The following is a 19,658-nucleotide window of genomic DNA, read 5'->3' as shown; positions in this document are numbered from 1 at the left end:
GAACGAAACATGCAAAGGGGAACTGCCGCCTGAAAAAAACTGATAATTATTCTCAGCCAGCCAGGCCGAGACGCTGATGCCACTGGGCGATGGATTCTTCAGGGTACAGATCGAACTGCTGATCCCCGGGCTGCGCCTGGACCTCCACCCACGGCGCTTTCGAGCCGAGCATCAGGTGCGTGTGCTCCGGCGGTACCGGCAGCGGCGTGTCGATGGCCGAGGCGAACGGATGAATCAATTCCGGCCACTGCGGGCTGAACAGCCACAGGCCCGAGCCGCAGACCGCACAGAAATGCCGCTCGGCGCTGCTGCTGTGGGCGCGTTTGTCGCCTTCTTCCTTGAGCCGCGCATGGTAAATCGCGATGTGCTTGCGCCCGCGCACCTTGAGGCTGGCGGCATCGCCCCCGAGGTTGATCGCATAGCCGCCACCGCCCTGGGTCTTGCGGCAGATCGAGCAGTAGCAACGCTGGTAGGGGTAGGGGTGGGCGCAGGTCAGGCTGAACGACACCGCGCCGCAATGGCAGGAACCTTCGAGTTGCATGGGAGCCTCGGGCTGTCTTGAGCGTACCCGGGACAGCCTAGACCCTTAGCGTGACTCGACAGGTGCGAAAAGCCAGGGTGAGTTCGGCATCGCCGCTTTGTGCGCGGGTCACGTCCAGCATGTGCCGGGTGCGGGTGGATGTCATGATCCATAAGGGAAGGTGATGGGCGGGTGGATTTGTGGTGAGTGGGCCGGCCCATTCGCGAGCAAGCCCGCTCCCACATTTTGAATGCGATCCCCTGTGGGAGCGGGCTTGCTCCGGGCGGCGTTCCGACGAAGAACGATAACGCGGTCCCACTGGACGCCTGCCAAAGGCCAAGTCAGCATGTCCCCCTCGAAACCGGGACACGACCTGATGCGACGATTACCTTCCCTGGCAGCCCTGCGAACCTTCGAATGCGCGGCTCGCCATGCCCATTTCGGCCGGGCGGCGGCCGAGTTGTGTGTCACCGACAGCGCGGTCAGCCACCAGATTCGCCAGCTCGAGGAGCAGCTCGGTGTGCCGCTGTTCGTGCGCGAAGGCCGGCAGATTCGCCCGACCCTGGCCGCCGGGCGCCTGATGCAGAGTTTGCAGCAGGCGTTCGAACTGATTGGCGATGCCTGCGATGAACTGCGCGATCCTTCATCGCTCGCGGTGCTGCGTCTGGCGGTGACCGCCGAGCTGGCGCAAAAGTGGCTGATGAGCCGTCTCACGGATTTCTATGCGCGCTATCCGCACATCACCCTGCATCTGTACGAACAACCGATCGACGCCACGGCCCCGGGGGAAGACATCGACCTGGCGATCACCTACGGCACCGGCCCGGTGGACAGCAGCGCGTATTTCGTCCGGCCGCTGCCGGCGTTGCAGTTCTTCCCGGTGTGCAGCCCCGGCCTGTTCAACCAGGGCTCGCTGAAAACCCCGAAGGACCTGGCCCGCCATTGCCTGTTGCACGACGACCAGGACGGCAAGACCTGGACCGCGTGGCTCACCAGCCATGCCGGTGACCAGCGCCCCGACCGCCAGTTGTATTTCGCCCATGCCGGGCTGGCGCTGGAGGCGGCGGCGCAAGGGCAGGGCGTGGCCATGGGCGACAACCTGACGGCCCAGGAAGATTTGCTCAGCGGCCGCCTGGTACGGCCGTTCACGTCGAGCATGACCGCCCTGGGCCAATACGCGCTGGTGTGCGAACGGGTGCGGCTGGAGCGTCCGGCCGTGGCGCAGATGCTGGAATGGTTCAACGATCAGTTGCTCGATTGATGAGTTGAATTCAAGTATTCCGAAATAATCATCGTTGGCGAGCCAGTCGCCAACACCCTTAGCCTGTGGTCATTCCAATCCCTGCTGAAGAGGTTTGACCATGGCCCGTTTGCTCGACACCACTCCCAAACAGGACGGTTTCCGTCTGCCCGGCGAATTCGAAGCCAAGTCCGGTTGCTGGCTCGGCTGGCCGGAGCGCACCGACGTCTGGCGCAACGGTGCCAAGCCTGCGCAGAAAGTCTGGGTGCAGATCGTCACCGCCATTTCCATGAGCGAACCGGTCACCGTGTGCGCCTCGGCGGCACAGTTCGCCACCGCGCGCCGGCAGTTGCCGCCGCAAGTGCGTGTGGTGGAAATGACCTGCAACGACACCTGGTTCCGCGACAGCGGCCCGTGCTTTGTGGTCAATGACCAGAGCGGCGAAGTGCGCGGCGTCGACTTCGAGTTCAATGCCTACGGCGGACTCGACGGCGGCCTGTACTACCCGTGGGACAAGGACGACCAGATCGCGAGCAAGATCCTCGAAATCGAACGCTTCGACCGCTATCGCGCCCCCTTGATTGCCGAACTGGGCGGCATCCAGAGCGACGGCCAGGGCAGCATCCTCACCACCGAGCAATGCCTGCTCAACCGTAACCGCAACCAGCATCTGGGCAAGGACGAAGTCACCCGTCGCCTCACCGACTACCTCGGTGCCGAGCAGGTGATCTGGCTGCCGCGGGGCTGCAAGTTCGACGAAACCGATGGCCACGTCGACGACCTCGCCTGCTTCGTGCGCCCCGGTGAAGTGGTGCTGCAATGGACCGACAACCGCGACGACCCGCAGTGGGAAATCTATCAGGAAGCCTATGACATCCTGCGCAGCACCCGCGACAGTCGCGGCCGCGAGCTGATCGTGCACAAGCTGCCGCAGCCGGATGTGCTGGAGTGGACGGCCGAAGAAGCCGAAGGGCTGGACCAGCAGGACAGCACCCATACCCGCCAGGCCGGGACGAAGATCTGCGCGTCGTACATCAACTACTACGCCGGCAACAGCGCCATCGTGGTGCCGCTGTTTGGTGATCGCAACGACAAGGTGGCGCTGGCGACCCTGGCCGAGCTGTTTCCGAAACACAACATCGTCGGCATCGAAAACTCCCGGGAAATCCTCCTCGGCGGTGGCAACGTCGCATGCATCACCATGCCGCAGTACGCCGGCACTGCTTGCAACAAAAAGGGAGTGTGACCATGGGCCTGCACAAACTGACTCAAGCAATACTGCTGGTGCTTGCACCCCTGTGTGTGCAGGCCGCCGATACCGCCAAACCGGTGGTCAACCTGTATATCTGGGGCGAGTACCTGGCCCCGGATACCCTGAAGAATTTCGAGGAAAAAACCGGCATCCATGTGGTGGTCGATCACTTCGACTCCCTGGAAACCGTCGAGACCAAGCTGCTCACCGGTCGCAGTGGCTACGACCTGGTGTTGACGGCGGGGCAGCACCTGTCGCGCGCCATCGAGAGTGGTGCGGTGCAGACGGTCGACAAGCAGCAACTGCCGCATTTCGCTGGCGTCGGCGAGGAGTTCCGCCAGCACATGGCGGTGTTCGATCCGGGCAACCGCTATGCCGGGATCTACGCCTGGGGCACCACGGGCGTGGGTTATCAGGAACAGGCCGTGAAACAGCGCCTGCCCGACGCGCCGACCGACAGTTGGGCGATGCTGTTCGACCCGGCAGTGGTCGCGAAATTCGCCGATTGCGGGGTCAGCCTGCTCAACGATCCCAATGAAGTGTTCGCGGCGGTCATGAAGTACATGGGGCTGGACATCAATCGCCAGAACCTCGACGACCTGAAACTCGCCGAGCAGCAACTGGCGAAGATTCGGCCGTACATTCGCTACTTCGACAACGACCTGAACATCAGCGACCTGGCCAACGGCAACACCTGCGTGGCGATGTCGTGGAACGGCAACGTGGGCATCGCGGCGGGCCAGGCCGAGGCGGCGGGCAAACCCTATTCGCTCAAGTACCGGATTCCGAAGGAGGGCACGTTGATCTGGTTCGATGCCATGGTCATTCCCAAGGATGCGCCGCATCCGAAGGCCGGCCTGGCATTGATGGACTACCTGATGACCCCGCACGTGATTGCGCCGATCACCGACACCATCCATTACGCCAATGCGATCACGGCGGCGGATGGCCTGATCGACCCGGCGATCCGCAATGATCCGGGGACGTATCCACCGGCCGCGGTCAAGGCTTCGTTGTACAGCAAGAATGACAATGGCAAGGCGTTCAACCGGGCGTTGATCCGGGCGTTCAGCCGGTTGAAGTCGGGGTTGTGATGCTGTGTTGACTGGACTGACGTCTTCGCGGGCAAGCCCGCTCCCACAGGTTTAGCGGTATACATATTTTTTGTGTACGACTCGGACACTGTGGGAGCGGGCTTGCTCGCGAAGAACGATAACGCGGTCTACCGCCCGGGCACCCGCCACAAATACCAGGCCGCCACCGTCCGATACGGGCTCCACGCCGAGCCGATCTCGATCATCTGCTTGCGTGTCGGCTGCACCTGGAGCCCCTTGAGCCGGCGATAACCCTCGCGCACGCCAAAGTCGTCGGCCGGCAGGATGTCCGGGCGTTCCAGGCTGTAGATCAGCAGCATCTCCACGGTCCAGCGCCCCACCCCGCGCAACGTGATCAACCGCTCGATCAATGCTTCATCGTCCATGGCCAGCGCCGTGGCGTAATCCGGTACCACACCGTCCAGCGATGCCTGGGCGATACCCTGGATGGTCGCGATCTTGCTCGCGGAGAATCCGCAACTGCGCAATCGGTCGAAGTCCGTGGCGACGATCTGTTCAGGCCGGGGAAGGGAGCCCGAACCGAACAGCGCCAGCAGCCGTCCGACAATCGCATCGCCGGCCTTGGCGTGCAGTTGCTGATAGGCAATCGCCCGCACCAGCGACTCGTACGGATCACGAGCCGCATGCGGCTGGTGCAGGCACGGGCCGATGGCGTCGATGTGGCGACGCCAGTCGTCATCGATGGCGGCCAGGAACTCACTGGCTGCCCGATAGCCGTCGACCATGGGCTCAGGCTTTCCCGGACGGTTTCAACAGGGCGTTGATTTCGCCATAGGTGAAAGCTTTCAGGTTGTGGCTATCGAATTTGCCTGTTTGCAAAAAGCTTTGGGCGATGCCGGCCATGGCGCCATAGAGGAATTCGGCGATGCCGGAACCGGCGCTCAGACGGCGTACGCCAAGCGCTTCAAGCGCTTCGGGCGACGGCAGGCCCGGGAACCCCAGCACATTCAATGGCAACGAGGTGCCGTGGCACAGCGCCTTGATCTCGTACTCGGCGGTAACGCCCGCGGCAAACAGGCCATTGGCACCGGCCGCCTGATACAGCGCGGCGCGCCTGAGGGTTTCGGCGACGCGGTCTTCGGCAGGCACCAGGCCGCGCAGGTAGACATCGGTGCGCGCATTGATGAACAGGTTCACGTTACGTCGATCGGCCACCTGGCGCGCGATTTCAATCTTGCGTACCAGCAACTCCGGCGGCGAGGAACCGTCCTCGATATTGATCCCTACCGCGCCGGCGGCGATCACCGCGTCAACCACCTGTGCCACCCGTTCCAGGTCGTCGGAGTAACCGGCCTCGATGTCCACGGTCAGCGGCACCGAAATGACCCGGGCAATCGACTCGACGGTCGAGACCAGGCGCTCAAGGGGCAGGGTGTTGCCGTCCGGGTAGCCATGCACCCAGGCCACCGCGGCGCTGCTGGTGGCCACCGCCTTGTTGCCCAGTTGCTCTACCAGTCGCGCCCCGGCGGCATCGGCGACGTTGGTGAGGATCAGCAAACCTTCGTGATGCAGTTGGTGCAGTAGATTGTCGAGCCTGTCCATCGAGTTTCCTTCCTTATGAAAAGCCTGTGGGGGGATCAGAGCGCCAACTGCTCCGTGAGCTGCACCGCAGCGTTTTCCAGCCTGAGCAGAAACGCCTTGCGTGGCTGGCCTCCAGCGTAGCCGGTCAGCGAGCCGTCGGCGCCGATCACGCGGTGGCACGGCACGACAATCGATAAGCGGTTATGCCCGTTGGCCAGGCCTACCGCCCGGCTGGCACCGGGCTTGCCCAGCGTCGCCGCAATGGTGCCGTAGGTGGTGGTCTGGCCGTAGGGGATCTTCGCCAGTTCAGCCCAGACGCGGCGGGAGAACTCGCTGCCGGGCATGTGCAGGGCAACGCTGAACTCGGTCAGCGTCCCGGCAAAGTACGCCGACAATTGCGCTTCGATCTGCTGCAAATGGGTATTGTGCCCCGGGGCCACGGCGTAACCGAATCGGTTTTGCAACGCTTCGACCGAAGGGTTCAGTGAGGCCTGATCGAGAAATTCCAGCAACACCAGCCCGCGCCGTTCGGCCATGGCGATCATCGGCCCCAGCGGCGTGGTCAGGCGCGTGAACAGCAGCGGCTCGCTGTTGGCCGCGCGGCCCGGGGTGATGTGAAACGACTTTTGAAAGGCATCGCGAAAGCCGCTCAGGGACTCGTAGCCGGAATCGAAGGCGACGGCGTCGATGGAGTCGCCCTGTTTGATCCCGCCCAATGCCATGCCCAGGCGCCGGGCGCGCAGCCAGGCATGGAAGGTCATGCCGAAATGCTGCTTGAACCAGCGACGCAGTTTCAGCGGCTCGATGCCTGCGGCCAATAGCTGGGCGTCGGTCCAGCGCTGCTCCGGGTCGGCGTCTACCGATTTGAACAGCTTCTGCACCCAGTCCGGCGCGCTGGCGGCGGTGTCCAGCGGCTTGCAGCGCAGGCAGGCGCGGTAGCCCGCCGCCAGGCATTGCTCGGCGTTGGCAAAGAACTCGACATTATCCGGCTTCGGGCTGCGGGCGGTGCAACCGGGGCGGCAGAAGATGCCGGTGGTCTTGACCGCCGTGAAGAACACGCCCTCGTAGGAGGTGTCTCGTTCGAGCATGGCGCGAACCATCTCGGTGCGGGGCGGGAGCAGCGTTTTTTGTAGGTTCATGGGCGCAGCATAGAGGGCGTCATGGGTGGCCTCCACCGGAAAATCGACAGCGAATTCCAGTGGTTTCCAATCAGGTGTGGGATGGCTCGCGATCGGCCAGTTCTTCCAGCAGATCGGCCGAAGGCACAAAGAACAAGCCACCCGTGACTGCCGTGCTGAAATCCAGCAGGCGGTCGTAATTGCCAGGCGGCTTGCCGACAAACATGTTCTCGAGCATTTGTTCCATAGGCTCAGGTGAACGGGCATAGCCGATGAAATACGTGCCGAACTCACCGGCACCGGGCCGGCCAAACGGCATGTTGTCGCGCAGGATTTTCACTTCCTGCCCGTCCTTGGTGATCGTCGTCAAGGCGCTGTGGGAGCAACTGGGTTTGATCGAGTCATCCAGTTCGATATCGGACAATTTCGTGCGCCCGATCACCCGTTCCTGGGCCTCGACTGAGAGCGCGTTCCAGGCCGTCATGTCGTGCAGGTATTTCTGTACCAGCACATAGCTGCCCGCGGCAAACAGCGGGTCTTCATCGCCGACCATCGTGAAGTGGGCAGCCTTGCGACCGACCGGGTTTTCGGTGCCATCGACAAAGCCGATGATGCTGCGCATATCGAAATAGCGAAAGCCCTGAACTTCATCGACGACCGTGACCGCGTCTCCAAGGGACGAGAGCAATTGCGTGGCCAGTTCGAAGCACAGGTCCATCTGCTCGGCACGAATGTGCAGCAATATGTCGCCCGGTGTTGCCAGCGCTCGACGTCCTTCGGCGCCGAACTCGCGAAACCCGTGCAGCGAAGCCGGGCGAGGGCTGCCGAACAAGGTGTTCCAGGCACTGGAGCCAAAGCCACAGATGCACGACAAATTGCCGGAGGGAACACGTTTGCCGACCGAGCGCGTGAGGGCCGCGATGTCTGCACACCAGGCCCGCACTTTAGCGGCCGCATCGCCGCCGGGTGCCAATGTGGCGACGATGAAAATCGCGCTGCCGGTGATGGGGCTGCATACCGCTTGAGGCTCTGGTGTTGGGTGATCCATTGGCATTTGCACTCCATGAGCAGGCGGAATATTCAGGCGCGTCGCGCCATCAGCAACACTGAAGCCGCCGCCGACAGCAACCCGGCGCAGCAGCGGTTGAACAGGCGCTTGCCGGACGGCCTGGCGAACCAGCGGCGCATGTGCAGGCCCATATAGGCATAGGCGCCGATGGCGACCCATTCCAGCACCAGGAACAACGCGCCCAATACGACGAACTGCGGCGCAATGGCCTGGGTCGAGTCGACGAATTGCGGCAGGAACGCGGTGAAGATCAGGATCGCCTTGGGGTTGCCGGCCGCCACCAGGAACTCCTGCCGGGCCAGTGCCAGCGTGCCCACGGGCGCACTGGTGACCAGGTTCTCGACACCGGGATTGGCACGCCACAATTGCCAGGCGAGGTAGAACAGATACGCCGCACCCAGGATCTTGATGGCGTAGAACAACAGCTCTGAGGTCTGCAGCACCACCGCCAACCCCGCCGAGGCCAGGGCAATCATCCCGGCGAACGCCAGCAACCGGCCGATGCCGGCCACGCACGCGGTGCGGTAGCCATAGCGGGTCGAATTGCTGACCGACAGCAGGTTGTTGGGCCCGGGTGCCATGTTGAGGGCGAAGCAGGCCGGCAGAAACAGGGTGAGGGTGGCGAGGTCCATGGTCGGCTCCTGAAGCAAGAGCGCTATTTTTATCACAGCCCGGCGGTGGTCAGACCCATACAGTGATGGGCGTAAACCACCGTATCAGGGCTATTTGGCGAATTTTTTCGCCCCGGCGACGCACAGGATCACCGCGACGGTCACACCCAGCATGCCGAGGCTGACCTGTTCATGCAGCAGGGTCGCCGCCAGGGTCAGCCCGAAAAACGGCTGCAGCAACTGCAACTGTCCAACCGCGGCGATGCCTCCTTGGGCCAGGCCGCGATACCAGAACACGAAACCGATCAGCATGCTGAACAGCGAGACGTACGCCAGGCTGAACCAGGCTGGGGTGCTGATGCCGCTGAACGAAGCCGGCATGCGCATCCAGCTGAGCAGCGCCACGACCGGCAGCGACAGCACCAGCGCCCAGGAAATCACCTGCCAGCCACCGAGGGTGCGCGACAGCTTCGCGCCTTCGGCATAACCCAGGCCACAGGCAAGGATCGCCAGCAGCATCAGGATGTCGCCTTGCGGGGAGGCGCTCAGTCCCTGGGACAGGGCAAAGCCGACCACCAACAGGCTGCCCAGCACCGAGAAAATCCAGAACGCCGCCCGTGGTCGCTCGCCGCCGCGCAGCACGCCAAACACCGCCGTCGCCAGGGGCAACAGGCCGACGAAGACGATGGAGTGCGCGGACGTCACGTATTGCAGCGCCAGGGCCGTCAGCAGGGGGAAACCGATGACCACGCCAAGGGCGACTATGATCAGCGGGACCAGTTGCTGGCGCGCCGGGCGTTTTTCCTTGAATAACCCCAGCAGGCAAAGCGCCAGGATCGCAGCGATGGTCGCCCGCGCAACCGTCAGGAACACCGGATCGAATTCCAGCACCGCCACCCTGGTCGCCGGCAGCGAGCCGCTGAAGATCACCACGCCGATCAGTCCGTTGATCCAGCCGCTGGTGTTGTTTTCCAGCGTCCGGTGTTGCAGGTTCGAAGTCCGTTCCATTTGGCTCACGCTCATTGTCTGATTGCACGAAACCCATCGTATGAGCGAGTATCGATACAATCAAAAAATTGTCATGGATACATCTCAACATGCCTCGATCCCGTTATAAAACGCTGGTGGATGCCTTTGCCGCCGACATCCGTTCCGGGTGTTTGCCGCCGGGCACGCGCCTGCCGACGCACCGGCAACTGGCAACCGAGCACGGCCTGGCGCTGGTCACCGCCAGCCGGGTCTATGCCGAGCTGGAGGGCATGGGCCTGGTCAGTGGCGAAACCGGTCGCGGGACCTTTGTCAGGGAGACTTCGCTGCCGCCGGGGCAGGGCATCTCGCAGCACGTGGTGGCGGCGGGGATGCTTGACCTGAACTTCAACTACCCGTCATTGCCCGGCCAGGCCGAGCTGCTGCGCCATGCCTTGCGTCAACTGGCGTTGTCCGGTGACCTGGAGGCGCTCCTGCGCTATCAGCCCCACGCGGGGCGCCTGCATGAGCGGGCTTCGGTCGCCCGTCATCTGGTCGAGCGCGGGCTGAACGTGCCGGCCGAACAGGTGTTGATCGTCAGCGGTGCCCAGCATGGCCTGGCGGTGACGCTGATGACGCTGCTCAAGCCCGGCGATGTCATCGCCGCTGATGCGCTGACCTACCCCGGTTTCAAGACGCTGGCCGAAACCCTGCATCTGGAAGTCTTGCCCATTCCGGTCACGGATACCGGGCCTGATCTTCCGGCCCTGGCAAAACTCTGCCGCAGCCGATCGGTGCGCGCCGTTTATTCGATGCCGACCTTGCATAACCCGCTGGGCTGGGTGATGGACGCCGATCAACGCGAGCAGCTGGTGGCGATAGCGCGCCAGCATGACCTGACGATCATCGAGGACGCCGCCTACGCGTTCCTGGCCGAAAACGTGCCGCCGCCGCTGGCCGAGCTGGCGCCGGAAAGAACGGTGTACGTGTCCGGTCTGTCGAAGAATATCGCCACCGGCTTGCGCGTCGGCTTTATTGCGGCACCCGTGCAATGGATCGCCGCCTTCGAACGCACCATCATGGCGACCACCTGGAACACCCCCGGCGTGATGACCGCCATTGCCACGGCCTGGCTCGACGATGGCACCGTCGTCCAGCTGGAGGCGCAAAAACGTGCGGACGCCCGAGCCAGGCAAGCCCTGGCCCGGGAGGTGCTGGCGGGACTCAGGACTGTCAGTCACCCGAATTCCTACTTCATCTGGTTGCCGTTGGCGGAAGACGCCCGGGCCGACCAGATCGCCATGGCGCTGATGCGCGAGCAAGTGTCGGTGTCGCCGGCCGAGCCCTTTGCGATTTCAGCCCATGTGCCCCACGCGATACGCCTGGCGTTGGGCTCGGTGGACATGGACTCGCTGCGCATTGCCCTGACCAAGGTGAAAAGCGTCGTCGGTTATTACTCATAGCGCTGCAGGGCAGTTTTGTTCAATACGCGAATCGCTTGGCTCTTTACCTTGAGGGCCTTGTTCAACTCGATGGAAGAAGGTGTGCAATGAATCTGATGATGTCCATGGCGGCGTTTGCGCTGGTCGCGTCCATTACGCCGGGGCCGGTCAATATTGTGGCGTTGAGCGCCGGCGCGCGGTTTGGTTTCCGGGCCAGCCAGCGTCACGTGGCCGGGGCCACGCTGGGGTTTGTCCTGCTGTTGGTGCTGATGGGGCTGGGCCTGCATGAGCTGTTGCAACGGTGGCCGGCGTTGACCCAGGGGGTGCAATGGGCCGGCGTGGCCTTTCTGTTGTACATGGCCTTCAAGCTGGCGGCCGACAATGGGCAGGTGCAAGCCAGTGAATCGGCGCAGGCTCCGTCAATGCTGTATGGCGCCATCATGCAATGGCTCAACCCCAAGGCCTGGCTGGCCTGCGTGGCCGGCATGGGCGCGTTTGTCGCCGATGGCGAGGCACGCCTGGTCTGGCAGTTTGCCGCGATTTATCTGGTGATCTGTTATGTGTCGGTGGGTTGCTGGGCTTATGCCGGGACGTTTTTGCGCGGCTTCCTGAACAACCCGGTGGGGATGCGGTTGTTCAATCGGGTCATGGCGTTGCTGCTGGTGGTGAGTGCGGTGTATCTGGTGTTGCCGTAGCTGCAATCAACACAGAATTTGTGGTGAGTGAGTTTGTTGTGGCAAAGGGGTGTTGTGGCGAGGGGGCTTGCCCCCGTTGGGCTGCGAAGCGGCCCCCGGCGTTCCTTCAGACATAGGCTGCATGCTGGTTTTACGACGGCTTCGCCGCCGAACGGGGGCAAGCCCCCTCGCCACAGATTTAGCTAAACCACAGATCTAGGTAAACCTCGGGTATCACCCCCGATACTGCCCCGGTGTCGCCGCCAGATGCTGTTTGAACGCCCGTTGAAAATGCGCCTGATCGGCGAACCCCGCTTCCAGTGCCACGTCCGCGATCAGCTTGCCGCTGCGCAATTGATCCCGGGCGAACTGGATGCGCCGGTTCACCAGGAACGCGTGGGGCGTCATGCCGTAATGCTGTTTGAAGGCGCGGATCAGGTAGGACGGCGACAATTGCGCCGCCTCGCAAATGTCTTCGAGACTGAGGGTTTTGGTGCAGTGCTCGCGGATGTAATCGGCGGCACGCTCGAGCTTGAAATTGGGTTCGCGCAGCGGCTGATCGACCGGGTTGAGTCGTAGCTGAACCTCAGTAAAGAACTCCACGGCCACGCTGTGCTTGCGCAGGACATCCTGCTGCGGATCGACCAACACTTCATACAACTGCGCAAGGCCGGCAAACAGGTTGGCATCGCGCGTATGGGTCGCTGAAAAACGGCGAAACGCCGCGTCATCACTGAACCCGAGCTGGTGCTGCAAATCGGTCAGCCACGGCGTATCGACGTACAGCATCAGGTACGACCAGGGTTGGTCTTCGATCGGGTTGCAGGCGTGGACGTCGCCGGGGTTCATCAGCACCACCGTGCCGGCGCTGACCTCGAAGGCTGACTGCTCATGGAGATAGGTGCTGCGCCCGGCGGTGATCGCCCCGATGGAAAAGTGTTCGTGGGCGTGCCGGGTGTAGCAGACCTCGCGCCCGTCGGCGATGGCGCGGGCTTCGATGAAGGGCAGGGCGTCATCGCGCCAGAAGCGCGGGGCCTTGTCGGCGTTCTTGGCAACGGCGTGCTTCATGCTCTCTCCTCGGCAGGTCAGCGTCCGAGTGTATTAGCTCTCGCCGTCAAAGGCTCGTTGCAGTGTGGCGATATCGAGCTTTTTCATTTGCATCATCGCCTGCATGGCCCGTTGGGATTTTTTCGTGTCGGGGTCTTTGATCATGTCCATCATCGCGACGGGGACGATCTGCCACGACAGCCCGAACTTGTCCCTGAGCCAGCCACATTGCTGGGCCTCGGGCGCGCCACCGGCCGACAGGTTGCCCCAGTAATGGTCGACTTCTTCCTGGCTCAGGCAATTGACCTGAAACGAAACCGCCTCAGTGAACTTGAACAGGGGCCCGCCGTTGAGGCCGGTGAAACTCTGGCCGTCGAGCTCGAAACTGACGGTCATGACCGAGCCTTCGGGCCGGCCGTGGAACTCGAAACCGGCGTGGCCGTAATGGGTGACGGCGGTGATTTTCGAATGGTCGAAGATCGAACAATAGAATTTCGCCGCTTCTTCGGCCTGATCGTCGAACCACAGGCAGGGCGTGAGTTTTTGTACGCGTTGCATGGCGGGCACTCCTCGGCAGGTTATGCATGCAGGAATACAGCGTAGCCAGCCTGAGTGGGGTCGGCAGTACCGTAGATCGCCAAACAGCCGTTTCAGGGCGCGATCAGAAAGCCCAGCGGGTGGTCAGTTGCACGGTGCGCGGTTCGCCATAAAACCCGGTGCCGAAGTTGCCCAGCCCGGTGTAGTAGGTTTTATCGAACAGGTTCTTCACGTTCAGCGTAGTGCTCAGGTGCTCGTTGAAGTGATAGCGCGCCATCGCGTCCACCAGGGCGTAACCCGGTTGGGTGATCGTCGTGTACTGACCGAAGTTCACCGTATCGGTGGGGTCGGGACGGAACACCTTGCCGAAGAATTCGCTTTGCCAGTTCACGCCGGCGCCGACGGTGAGCCCGTCCCACGCGCCTGGCAGGCGGTAGGTGCTGAAAACCCGCACCAGCTGTTCCGGTGCCGTGGTTTGCAGCACCGAACCGTAGACGTAATCACCCTGGGCATCGCGGGTGTGGTTGTAGGTGTAGCCGGCCGCCAGGTTCCAGCCGTCGCGCAACTCGCCAGCCAGTTCGAATTCGAAGCCTTGGGTGGTGGCGCCCTGGACGGCGCGGTACACCGACTCGGTATCAACGCCGCTGACATGTTCGGCGATGTTGTCCTGTTCGATGCGGTACAGGGCGAAGCTGGCGTTCAGGCGCCCGTCAAAGTATTCGGCCTTGATGCCCGCTTCAAGACTTTTGCCCTGTACCGGATCGAGCAGTTGGCGGTTGGCGTCCTTGCTCATTTGCGGCTGATAGATGCTGGTGTAGCTGGTGTACACCGACCAGGTGTCGTCGAGATCATAGACAAGCCCGGCGTAAGGCGTGACGACACCGCTCTGGCGATAGCTGTCGCGCAGGTCGGCGCTGTGCGGGTCACTGTAGTCCAGGTCGTCGTGTCCGCTGAAGTTGCTGACGCGCGCGCCGAGGATCAGCGCCAGGTCGTCGACGGGTTTGAGCCGGGTGGCCAGGTAGGCGCCGGTCTGGCGCTGGACGATGTCGTCGGTGCCCACCCGCGGGATCTCGGGTTTGGCAAACTCGCCGCGCCAGTCGAAGATGCTGCCGTCCAGAGGCGGGTACACCGAGCCGTACACCGGGATGTCCTGGCGCGTGTTCATCGACATGAGCCCGGCGATCAGTTCGTGCTCGCGACCTGCCAGGGTGAACGGACCGCTCAGGTTGACGTCGACGTTGTCCTGCACCTGGTCGCCCTTGAACTTGCCCATGTACATGAACATGCCGTCACCGCTGGCCGGGTCCGGGTTGCCGCCACTGGCGGAGGCGAGGAAGGTGTCGTGCTGGCGGTGCTTGCGGTCGTAACTGACCTTGAGTGTCCAGTCGTTGGCCAGTTGTTGCTGCACGTTGGCGAACAGCGTCTGGTTGGTGAAATCGCGACGGCTCCAGTCGGTGGCCGGGTTGAAGGAACGGGAGAAATCAGTGCGCGAGCCGTCGTTGTAGTACATCGGGAAACCGGTCCAGCTGGCGCCCCGGGAACGGGTGTCTTGCTGGTCGATACCGAGGGTGACGAGGGTGTCCGGGGTCAAGTCGGCTTCGACAATGCCGTAGGCGATGTCCCTGGTGTTGCGGTAGTGATCGATGTAGGCGCTGCGCTCCTGATAGACCCCGACCAGGCGCCCGCGGACATTGGCGCTGGCGCTCAGCGGTCCGGAGATATCGCCTTCGCTGCGATAGGTGTCCCAGGAGCCGACGGTGCCGCTGACTGAGGCTTTGAATGACGGGGTCGGGCGCTTGCGAATCAGGTTGACGGTCGCCGAGGGATCACCCGCGCCGGTCATCAGGCCGGTCGCGCCCTTGATGATTTCGACGCGGTCATAGGGGGCCATGTCGGTGCTGGTGGTGCCGTAGTCGTAGACACCGTCGTAGTCGGTATTGACGCCGTCGTACTGGAAGTTGGTGATCGGCAGGCCACGGCTGGAAAACTCCCAGCGCTCGCTGTCGTAGTTTTGCACGCTGATGCCGGGCGCGCGGCGCAGGGCGTCGACGATGCTGGTGGCGCCCTGGTCGTCCATGAGTTGGCGGGTGATGACCGTGACCGATTGCGGCGTCTCGCGCAGGGACAGCGGCAGGCCGGTGGCAGAAGACGTCGAGCCGACGGTGTAGGAATGAGAGTCTTCGCTGGTCGTCCCGGGTGCCTGCCCGGAAATGTTGGTCGCCCCCAGTTCCAGCGCATCTTGTGCCACGGGGGCGGCGTGCAGCACATACCCGCCGTTCCCCTGGCGTTGCGCTTGCAGGCCGCTGCCTTGCAGCAGTCGCTGCAACGCTTGCTGCTGACTGTAGACACCGTTGAGGCCAGGGCTGCGTTTGCCGGCAGCGAGTTCATTGTGTCCGGCGAGGAAAATCCCGGCCTGTTCGGCAAAGCGGTTGAGAACGCTCACCAGCGCTCCGCCGGCGATTGCGTAATGGCGTGTCTGGCTGCCGGGTTGTTCGCTATCGACCAGAGGGGCGGCTTGACTGCGGGACACGTCCAGACCCGGCAGGAGCACCGCCAGCGCCAGCACCAGCGGATGCAAGGCGAAGCGCTGGCGAGTAAGGGTGGCGCGCGGCATGGTGTTCCCGGAATTCGGATCAATCTGCATTCGTAGTGCTTGAAGGATTAACCGAGCGAAAAAGGCAAAAGGGAACCGACGCGCCGGAAAAAAACCTCATCAGGTTTTCGGGCCTAGGTTGACCCACCACTCCAGCGGCTTCTGCACCCGGACCGGCAATGCCGCTTCCAGCAGGCGCAAGGCCTGATCGGTGTCCTTGAGCGGGAACGCACCCATGACCGGCAGCCCGGCCACCGCCGGGTCACATCCCAGATGCCCGGGGCGATAGCGGCTCAGTTCTTCGAGCAACTGCCCCAGGGGGAGGTTGTCCGCCAGCAACAGGCCGCGGCGCCAGGCTTCGCGGCCGGCCGACGCTGCGGTCGGTGTCGGTGTGTGGTCTTGTGTAAAACACAGCTGCTTTCCGGCCTTGACCACCTGCACCTGACCCTGGGTGGTGCGGACTTCAACGGCGCCTTCGTAGACATTCAACAGCGTTTGCCGATCTTCCTGACGCACGCTGAAACGCGTGCCCAGCGCGCGCAGGCGGCCCTCGACGGTTTGCACCCGCAGCGGGCGGCTGGTGTCGCTGGCGGTGTCGATCAACACCTCTCCGGCCTGCAACAGCAATAACCGTTGTGCGGTGTCGAAACGTACATCCAGTGCACTGAGGGCGTTGAGCCAGATCCGGCTGCCATCGCTGAGCCGGGCTTCACGGGTTTCGCCGGTGCCGGTGGAGAGGTCGGCGGCCCATCGGGCCAGAGTCAGCGGCAGGGCGCTTTGCCGCCATGCGCTCCAGCCGAGCCAACTGCCCGACACCAGGACCAGCAGGCTCTTGACCGTCTGGCGGCGGCTGATGGAAGCGCGCCCGCTGTTGCGTAATACGTGGCCGGCCGCTTGCTGATGATTGTCCTGTAGCGCGGCAAAGCGCTGGCTCACACGCTCGACATAGTGCCACGCGGCCTGATGCTCGCCGCTTTGCGCCAGCCAGGCTTGCCAATGCTCGCGTTCCTGCTCGCTGGCGTGCTGGTCGTTGAGTTGCACGTACCAGCTGGCCGCCTGTTCGAGGCAGGCGTGGCTGATGGCGTGGGTGGCGGCGCGGGTCATTGAATCAGCAGGCCGTCGAGTTCGGCTTCGAGCATTGCGCAATGCATCAGCGCCTGGGCCAGGTACTTTTTCACCATGCGCTCGCTCACGCCGATTTCTTCGGCAATGTTTCGGTAGGGCAGCCCATGCACCTGCGCCAGAACGAACGCATCACGCACCCGCTGGGGCAAGCGCTGCAGCATGGCATCCACTTCGTACAGGGTTTCGACGATGATCGCCCGCTGCTCCGGCGAAGGCTGGACGGCCTGGGGCTGCGCGGCCAGGGTCTCGAGCCAGGCCTGTTCCAGCTGGCGACGACGCCAATGGTCAATGCACAGGCCTCGGGCGATGGTCGCCAGGTAAGAGCGTTCGTGGGTTTCCCCGTCAAACACCTGCGGACGCTTGAGCACCCGAATGAAGGTGTCATGGGCCAGGTCGGCGGCATCGAACGCATTGTTCAAGCGTCGGCGCAGCAACTCGTGCAGCCAGTGGTGGTGGCTGGCGTAGAGGTTCTGGACGCAGGAGGAGTCGGCAACCGTCATCGTGAGCACATGTCCATGGGCGATCCGCATGCCTGTGTAAATAAGAATTGATCGCGATTAAAGCAAAAGGCCTATGACTGTGCAAATGATATTGGTTTGCTTTTACAGGGTTTGACCCGGGGTCGAATGGATTTGCAGTCTTTATGACATCTGTGTGTGTCATTAAGACTATTTTTGCTGTGAGTCAAATTGACTGCGGTTCCCCGAGGCCATTGATTTACAGGGAGTTAGCTCATTGGCACGAAACATGATGCAGGCAACGTACAACTGAACGCCTTCAGGAGTACGCAAAATGTCCGACTTCTTCAGCAACCCTCAGAACGTTCTTCAACTGTCGAGCCGTGTGCTCGGCGCTGGTCTGGCGATGCTGCTGGCCGGCATCTACGGCGCCTATCTCTACGACGGTCAGCTTCCGATCGTCGTGCTGGTCAGCCTGCACGCCATGACCATTCTCGGCCCGACCCTGTTGAAAATCGGTTATGTCATGCGCCTGCTTTCCCAATATCGCCTGAGCCGAGGCTTGGTCCGGGTGGTGGCTTGATGCGAAAGCTTGGCGCTGCAGCGCTTTTCAGTGTTGGTTTTCGGCCGTTCTTTCTGGCCGGGGCCGGTTTCGCCACCTTTGCCGTGGCGGTCTGGGCAATGTGGCTGTACGGCCGTTTACCCCAGGCGCAACCCGTGGGCGGCATGCTGGCCTGGCATCGACATGAAATGCCCTTCGGCTTTGCCGCGGCCATCATTGCCGGGTTCCTCCTGACTGCGGTGCCGAACTGGACAGGTCGGACGGGGCTCAAGGGCTGGCCGCTGATCGGCCTGGTGCTGGTGTGGCTGCTGGCGCGACTGGCCTGGTGCCTGCCGATGCCTGCATCCCTGCTTCTGGCCTTGCAGGTGCCTTTTCTGCCGCTGCTGGCGTGGGCGTTGGGGCGCGACCTGCTGGCTGCGGGCAAACGCGAGAATTATCCGATTCTGTTGATGGTGTCGCTGCTGGCCGGGTGTCAGGCGTTGACGCTGCTGGGGGTTGCCGTTGATGACGGCAACCTGCAACGGCATGGCGTGCTGGCCGCCCTGTGGCTGGTCGGTGCGCTGATGAGTGTGATTGGCGGGCGGGTGATTCCGTTCTTTATCCAGCGCGGCTTGAACCGCCCGGCAACGGCTACGGCCCATCCGTTGCCGGGCAAGGTGCTGCTGGTCAGCGCCATGCTGGCGGCGCTGTCCTTTGCCGCCGGTTTGAATGACGTGCCCCGTGTGTGGCTGGCACTGCTGTTTGCGTTGATCAGCGGTTTGCATCTGCTGCGCCTGTGGCGCTGGCATGACCGCGGCCTGTGGCGCGTGCCGCTGCTGTGGTCGCTGTACCTGGCTTACGCCTGGCTCGCCGTGGCGACACTGGCCATGGCGCTGTGGCACCTGGGCTGGCTGGCGCAACAAAGCCTGGCCACCCACGCGCTGGCCGTCGGCGGTATCGGCGGGTTGATTCTGGCGATGATCGCGCGGGTCAGCCTGGGGCATACCGGGCGTTTGCTGCAGCCGTCCGGAGCGGTCGTGGCGGGGTTTGTCCTGGTGTTGCTGGCGGGGGCGTGCCGGGTAGGGCTGGTGCCTTTTTCCAGTCTCGGATTGGCGCTGTCGGCGTTGCTGTGGTGTAGCGCTTTTGCGCTGTTTGTCTGGCGCTACACCGGGATTCTATTGGGGCCAAGGCTCTAGCGAAGGGTTCCAGGGCCGCCCATCGAGGCGGCCTTTGCATGACCGGTGGTCGATGCACCGAGGTCTGGCGGAAAATCTGCGCTTAGCTGAAGGGATAACCCGAGGCGCGCGCAGGTTGTACAAGGCTGCAGCGACGCCCCTTCAGATCACCGTGAGTCTGAGGAACCGCGCCATGCTCACCCTGAACATCAATGGCCAGGATCAGGAGCTGGATGTCCCCGCCGACATGCCGTTGCTCTGGGTCTTGCGCGATGTCGCCCACCTCACCGGCACCAAGTTCGGTTGCGGCATGGCCCAATGCGGAGCCTGCACGGTGCACGTCGACGGCGCGCCGCTACGCGCCTGCATCACACCGGCCACCGCCGTCGCCCATGGACAAAAGATTCTCACCATCGAGGGCCTGTCGGCGGACGGCTCGCACCCGGTGCAACAGGCCTGGGCGGAACTCGACGTGGTCCAGTGCGGTTACTGCCAGTCCGGGCAGATCATGTCGGCGGCGGCGCTGCTGGCGAAAATTCCCAAGCCGACCGACAGCGACATCGATCAGGCGCTGTCCGGCAACATCTGCCGCTGCGGCACTTACCCGCGGATTCGCGCGGCGGTCAAGCGCGCCGCCGAGCTGGGTTGAGGTGG

20 protein-coding genes are annotated in these 19,658 nt (G+C 63.2%); 8 read left to right on the top strand and 12 right to left on the bottom strand.

The features are described from left to right. Positions 1 to 52: 52 nt before the first annotated feature. Positions 53 to 541 carry a GFA family protein gene (locus AC07YV_RS18765; protein ID WP_102700569.1) on the bottom strand — a complete coding sequence of 163 codons (489 nt, stop codon included), beginning with the start codon at positions 539 to 541 and terminating at the stop codon, positions 53 to 55. A gap of 355 nt (positions 542 to 896) precedes the next feature. Between AC07YV_RS18765 and AC07YV_RS18760 the strand changes: the two genes are divergently transcribed. The 3 genes from AC07YV_RS18760 (at position 897) to AC07YV_RS18750 (ending at position 4,106) form a co-directional block, all read left to right on the top strand. Continuing rightward, positions 897 to 1,781, top strand: a complete 885-nt coding sequence (locus tag AC07YV_RS18760; protein ID WP_102700570.1) for a LysR substrate-binding domain-containing protein — start codon at positions 897 to 899, stop codon at positions 1,779 to 1,781. Between the two features lie 100 nt (positions 1,782 to 1,881). Next, the gene (aguA, locus tag AC07YV_RS18755; protein WP_102700571.1) at positions 1,882 to 3,006 is read left to right on the top strand and encodes an agmatine deiminase; all 1,125 of its coding nucleotides are present in this window, start codon (positions 1,882 to 1,884) and stop codon (positions 3,004 to 3,006) included. 2 nt (positions 3,007 to 3,008) lie between these two features. Continuing rightward, positions 3,009 to 4,106 carry an extracellular solute-binding protein gene (locus AC07YV_RS18750; protein WP_102700572.1) on the top strand — a complete coding sequence of 366 codons (1,098 nt, stop codon included), beginning with the start codon at positions 3,009 to 3,011 and terminating at the stop codon, positions 4,104 to 4,106. A 128-nt stretch (positions 4,107 to 4,234) separates the two neighbouring features. Here AC07YV_RS18750 and AC07YV_RS18745 read toward each other — a convergent pair whose 3' ends face one another. The 6 genes from AC07YV_RS18745 to AC07YV_RS18720 all read right to left on the bottom strand — a co-directional run bounded on the left by AC07YV_RS18745 (position 4,235) and on the right by AC07YV_RS18720 (position 9,454). After that, positions 4,235 to 4,852: a DNA-3-methyladenine glycosylase family protein gene (locus AC07YV_RS18745; RefSeq protein ID WP_102700573.1), complete on the bottom strand. Its 618-nt coding sequence runs from the start codon at positions 4,850 to 4,852 to the stop codon at positions 4,235 to 4,237. A gap of 4 nt (positions 4,853 to 4,856) precedes the next feature. Further along, the gene (locus tag AC07YV_RS18740; protein WP_102700574.1) at positions 4,857 to 5,669 is read right to left on the bottom strand and encodes an isocitrate lyase/PEP mutase family protein; all 813 of its coding nucleotides are present in this window, start codon (positions 5,667 to 5,669) and stop codon (positions 4,857 to 4,859) included. A gap of 35 nt (positions 5,670 to 5,704) precedes the next feature. Then, complete coding sequence (locus AC07YV_RS18735) at positions 5,705 to 6,787, bottom strand: bifunctional transcriptional activator/DNA repair enzyme AdaA (protein WP_102700575.1); 1,083 nt, start codon at positions 6,785 to 6,787, stop codon at positions 5,705 to 5,707. 70 nt (positions 6,788 to 6,857) lie between these two features. Then, the gene (locus AC07YV_RS18730) at positions 6,858 to 7,814 is read right to left on the bottom strand and encodes a Dyp-type peroxidase (RefSeq protein WP_494990337.1); all 957 of its coding nucleotides are present in this window, start codon (positions 7,812 to 7,814) and stop codon (positions 6,858 to 6,860) included. 32 nt (positions 7,815 to 7,846) lie between these two features. Next, on the bottom strand, positions 7,847 to 8,467 hold the full coding sequence (locus tag AC07YV_RS18725) for a LysE family translocator (RefSeq protein ID WP_102700577.1): 621 nt from the start codon (positions 8,465 to 8,467) through the stop codon (positions 7,847 to 7,849). A gap of 90 nt (positions 8,468 to 8,557) precedes the next feature. Further along, on the bottom strand, positions 8,558 to 9,454 hold the full coding sequence (locus tag AC07YV_RS18720; protein WP_102700578.1) for a DMT family transporter: 897 nt from the start codon (positions 9,452 to 9,454) through the stop codon (positions 8,558 to 8,560). A gap of 89 nt (positions 9,455 to 9,543) precedes the next feature. Between AC07YV_RS18720 and AC07YV_RS18715 the strand changes: the two genes are divergently transcribed. Beyond that, positions 9,544 to 10,875: an aminotransferase-like domain-containing protein gene (locus AC07YV_RS18715; protein ID WP_102700579.1), complete on the top strand. Its 1,332-nt coding sequence runs from the start codon at positions 9,544 to 9,546 to the stop codon at positions 10,873 to 10,875. An 86-nt stretch (positions 10,876 to 10,961) separates the two neighbouring features. Next, the gene (locus AC07YV_RS18710; protein WP_102700580.1) at positions 10,962 to 11,549 is read left to right on the top strand and encodes a LysE family translocator; all 588 of its coding nucleotides are present in this window, start codon (positions 10,962 to 10,964) and stop codon (positions 11,547 to 11,549) included. Positions 11,550 to 11,762: 213 nt separating this feature from the next. Here the strand turns inward: AC07YV_RS18710 and AC07YV_RS18705 are convergent, their stop codons facing one another. The 5 genes from AC07YV_RS18705 to AC07YV_RS18685 form a co-directional block, all read right to left on the bottom strand. Beyond that, positions 11,763 to 12,596 (bottom strand): helix-turn-helix transcriptional regulator, encoded by an 834-nt coding sequence (locus AC07YV_RS18705; protein ID WP_102700581.1) that lies wholly within the window; start codon positions 12,594 to 12,596, stop codon positions 11,763 to 11,765. A 33-nt stretch (positions 12,597 to 12,629) separates the two neighbouring features. Next, complete coding sequence (locus tag AC07YV_RS18700) at positions 12,630 to 13,133, bottom strand: VOC family protein (RefSeq protein ID WP_102700582.1); 504 nt, start codon at positions 13,131 to 13,133, stop codon at positions 12,630 to 12,632. Positions 13,134 to 13,236: 103 nt separating this feature from the next. After that, entirely contained in the window at positions 13,237 to 15,726 is a 2,490-nt protein-coding gene (locus tag AC07YV_RS18695; protein WP_102700616.1) for a TonB-dependent siderophore receptor, read from the bottom strand. A gap of 99 nt (positions 15,727 to 15,825) precedes the next feature. Further along, positions 15,826 to 16,809 (bottom strand): FecR domain-containing protein, encoded by a 984-nt coding sequence (locus tag AC07YV_RS18690; RefSeq protein ID WP_102700583.1) that lies wholly within the window; start codon positions 16,807 to 16,809, stop codon positions 15,826 to 15,828. Then, positions 16,806 to 17,330 carry a sigma-70 family RNA polymerase sigma factor gene (locus AC07YV_RS18685; protein WP_041474885.1) on the bottom strand — a complete coding sequence of 175 codons (525 nt, stop codon included), beginning with the start codon at positions 17,328 to 17,330 and terminating at the stop codon, positions 16,806 to 16,808. The genes AC07YV_RS18690 and AC07YV_RS18685 overlap by 4 nt, the downstream gene beginning before the upstream one ends. Positions 17,331 to 17,622: 292 nt before the next feature. Here AC07YV_RS18685 and AC07YV_RS18680 point away from each other — a divergent pair, with 292 nt between their 5' ends. The 3 genes from AC07YV_RS18680 to AC07YV_RS18670 all read left to right on the top strand — a co-directional run bounded on the left by AC07YV_RS18680 (position 17,623) and on the right by AC07YV_RS18670 (position 19,653). Beyond that, the gene (locus AC07YV_RS18680) at positions 17,623 to 17,871 is read left to right on the top strand and encodes a transmembrane sensor/regulator PpyR (RefSeq protein WP_102700584.1); all 249 of its coding nucleotides are present in this window, start codon (positions 17,623 to 17,625) and stop codon (positions 17,869 to 17,871) included. Further along, complete coding sequence (locus AC07YV_RS18675; RefSeq protein WP_102700585.1) at positions 17,871 to 19,025, top strand: NnrS family protein; 1,155 nt, start codon at positions 17,871 to 17,873, stop codon at positions 19,023 to 19,025. Before AC07YV_RS18680 ends, AC07YV_RS18675 begins: the two co-directional genes overlap by 1 nt. A 172-nt stretch (positions 19,026 to 19,197) precedes the next feature. Continuing rightward, the gene (locus tag AC07YV_RS18670; RefSeq protein WP_007976259.1) at positions 19,198 to 19,653 is read left to right on the top strand and encodes a (2Fe-2S)-binding protein; all 456 of its coding nucleotides are present in this window, start codon (positions 19,198 to 19,200) and stop codon (positions 19,651 to 19,653) included. Positions 19,654 to 19,658 lie beyond the last annotated feature (5 nt).

This window comes from Pseudomonas sp. GW456-E7 (genome assembly GCF_059424105.1).
Note: the sequence above shows the minus strand (reverse complement) of the source record. Positions and strands in the feature narration are given on the sequence as shown.

Coding starts and splice junctions, on each gene's coding strand:
- AC07YV_RS18765 (WP_102700569.1), bottom strand. CDS start 541: ATGCAACTCGAAGGTTCCTGCCATTGCGGCGCGGTGTCGTTCAGCCTG.
- AC07YV_RS18760 (WP_102700570.1), top strand. CDS start 897: ATGCGACGATTACCTTCCCTGGCAGCCCTGCGAACCTTCGAATGCGCG.
- aguA (WP_102700571.1), top strand. CDS start 1,882: ATGGCCCGTTTGCTCGACACCACTCCCAAACAGGACGGTTTCCGTCTG.
- AC07YV_RS18750 (WP_102700572.1), top strand. CDS start 3,009: ATGGGCCTGCACAAACTGACTCAAGCAATACTGCTGGTGCTTGCACCC.
- AC07YV_RS18745 (WP_102700573.1), bottom strand. CDS start 4,852: ATGGTCGACGGCTATCGGGCAGCCAGTGAGTTCCTGGCCGCCATCGAT.
- AC07YV_RS18740 (WP_102700574.1), bottom strand. CDS start 5,669: ATGGACAGGCTCGACAATCTACTGCACCAACTGCATCACGAAGGTTTG.
- AC07YV_RS18735 (WP_102700575.1), bottom strand. CDS start 6,787: ATGAACCTACAAAAAACGCTGCTCCCGCCCCGCACCGAGATGGTTCGC.
- AC07YV_RS18730 (WP_494990337.1), bottom strand. CDS start 7,814: ATGGATCACCCAACACCAGAGCCTCAAGCGGTATGCAGCCCCATCACC.
- AC07YV_RS18725 (WP_102700577.1), bottom strand. CDS start 8,467: ATGGACCTCGCCACCCTCACCCTGTTTCTGCCGGCCTGCTTCGCCCTC.
- AC07YV_RS18720 (WP_102700578.1), bottom strand. CDS start 9,454: ATGGAACGGACTTCGAACCTGCAACACCGGACGCTGGAAAACAACACC.
- AC07YV_RS18715 (WP_102700579.1), top strand. CDS start 9,544: ATGCCTCGATCCCGTTATAAAACGCTGGTGGATGCCTTTGCCGCCGAC.
- AC07YV_RS18710 (WP_102700580.1), top strand. CDS start 10,962: ATGAATCTGATGATGTCCATGGCGGCGTTTGCGCTGGTCGCGTCCATT.
- AC07YV_RS18705 (WP_102700581.1), bottom strand. CDS start 12,596: ATGAAGCACGCCGTTGCCAAGAACGCCGACAAGGCCCCGCGCTTCTGG.
- AC07YV_RS18700 (WP_102700582.1), bottom strand. CDS start 13,133: ATGCAACGCGTACAAAAACTCACGCCCTGCCTGTGGTTCGACGATCAG.
- AC07YV_RS18695 (WP_102700616.1), bottom strand. CDS start 15,726: ATGCCGCGCGCCACCCTTACTCGCCAGCGCTTCGCCTTGCATCCGCTG.
- AC07YV_RS18690 (WP_102700583.1), bottom strand. CDS start 16,809: ATGACCCGCGCCGCCACCCACGCCATCAGCCACGCCTGCCTCGAACAG.
- AC07YV_RS18685 (WP_041474885.1), bottom strand. CDS start 17,330: ATGACGGTTGCCGACTCCTCCTGCGTCCAGAACCTCTACGCCAGCCAC.
- AC07YV_RS18680 (WP_102700584.1), top strand. CDS start 17,623: ATGTCCGACTTCTTCAGCAACCCTCAGAACGTTCTTCAACTGTCGAGC.
- AC07YV_RS18675 (WP_102700585.1), top strand. CDS start 17,871: ATGCGAAAGCTTGGCGCTGCAGCGCTTTTCAGTGTTGGTTTTCGGCCG.
- AC07YV_RS18670 (WP_007976259.1), top strand. CDS start 19,198: ATGCTCACCCTGAACATCAATGGCCAGGATCAGGAGCTGGATGTCCCC.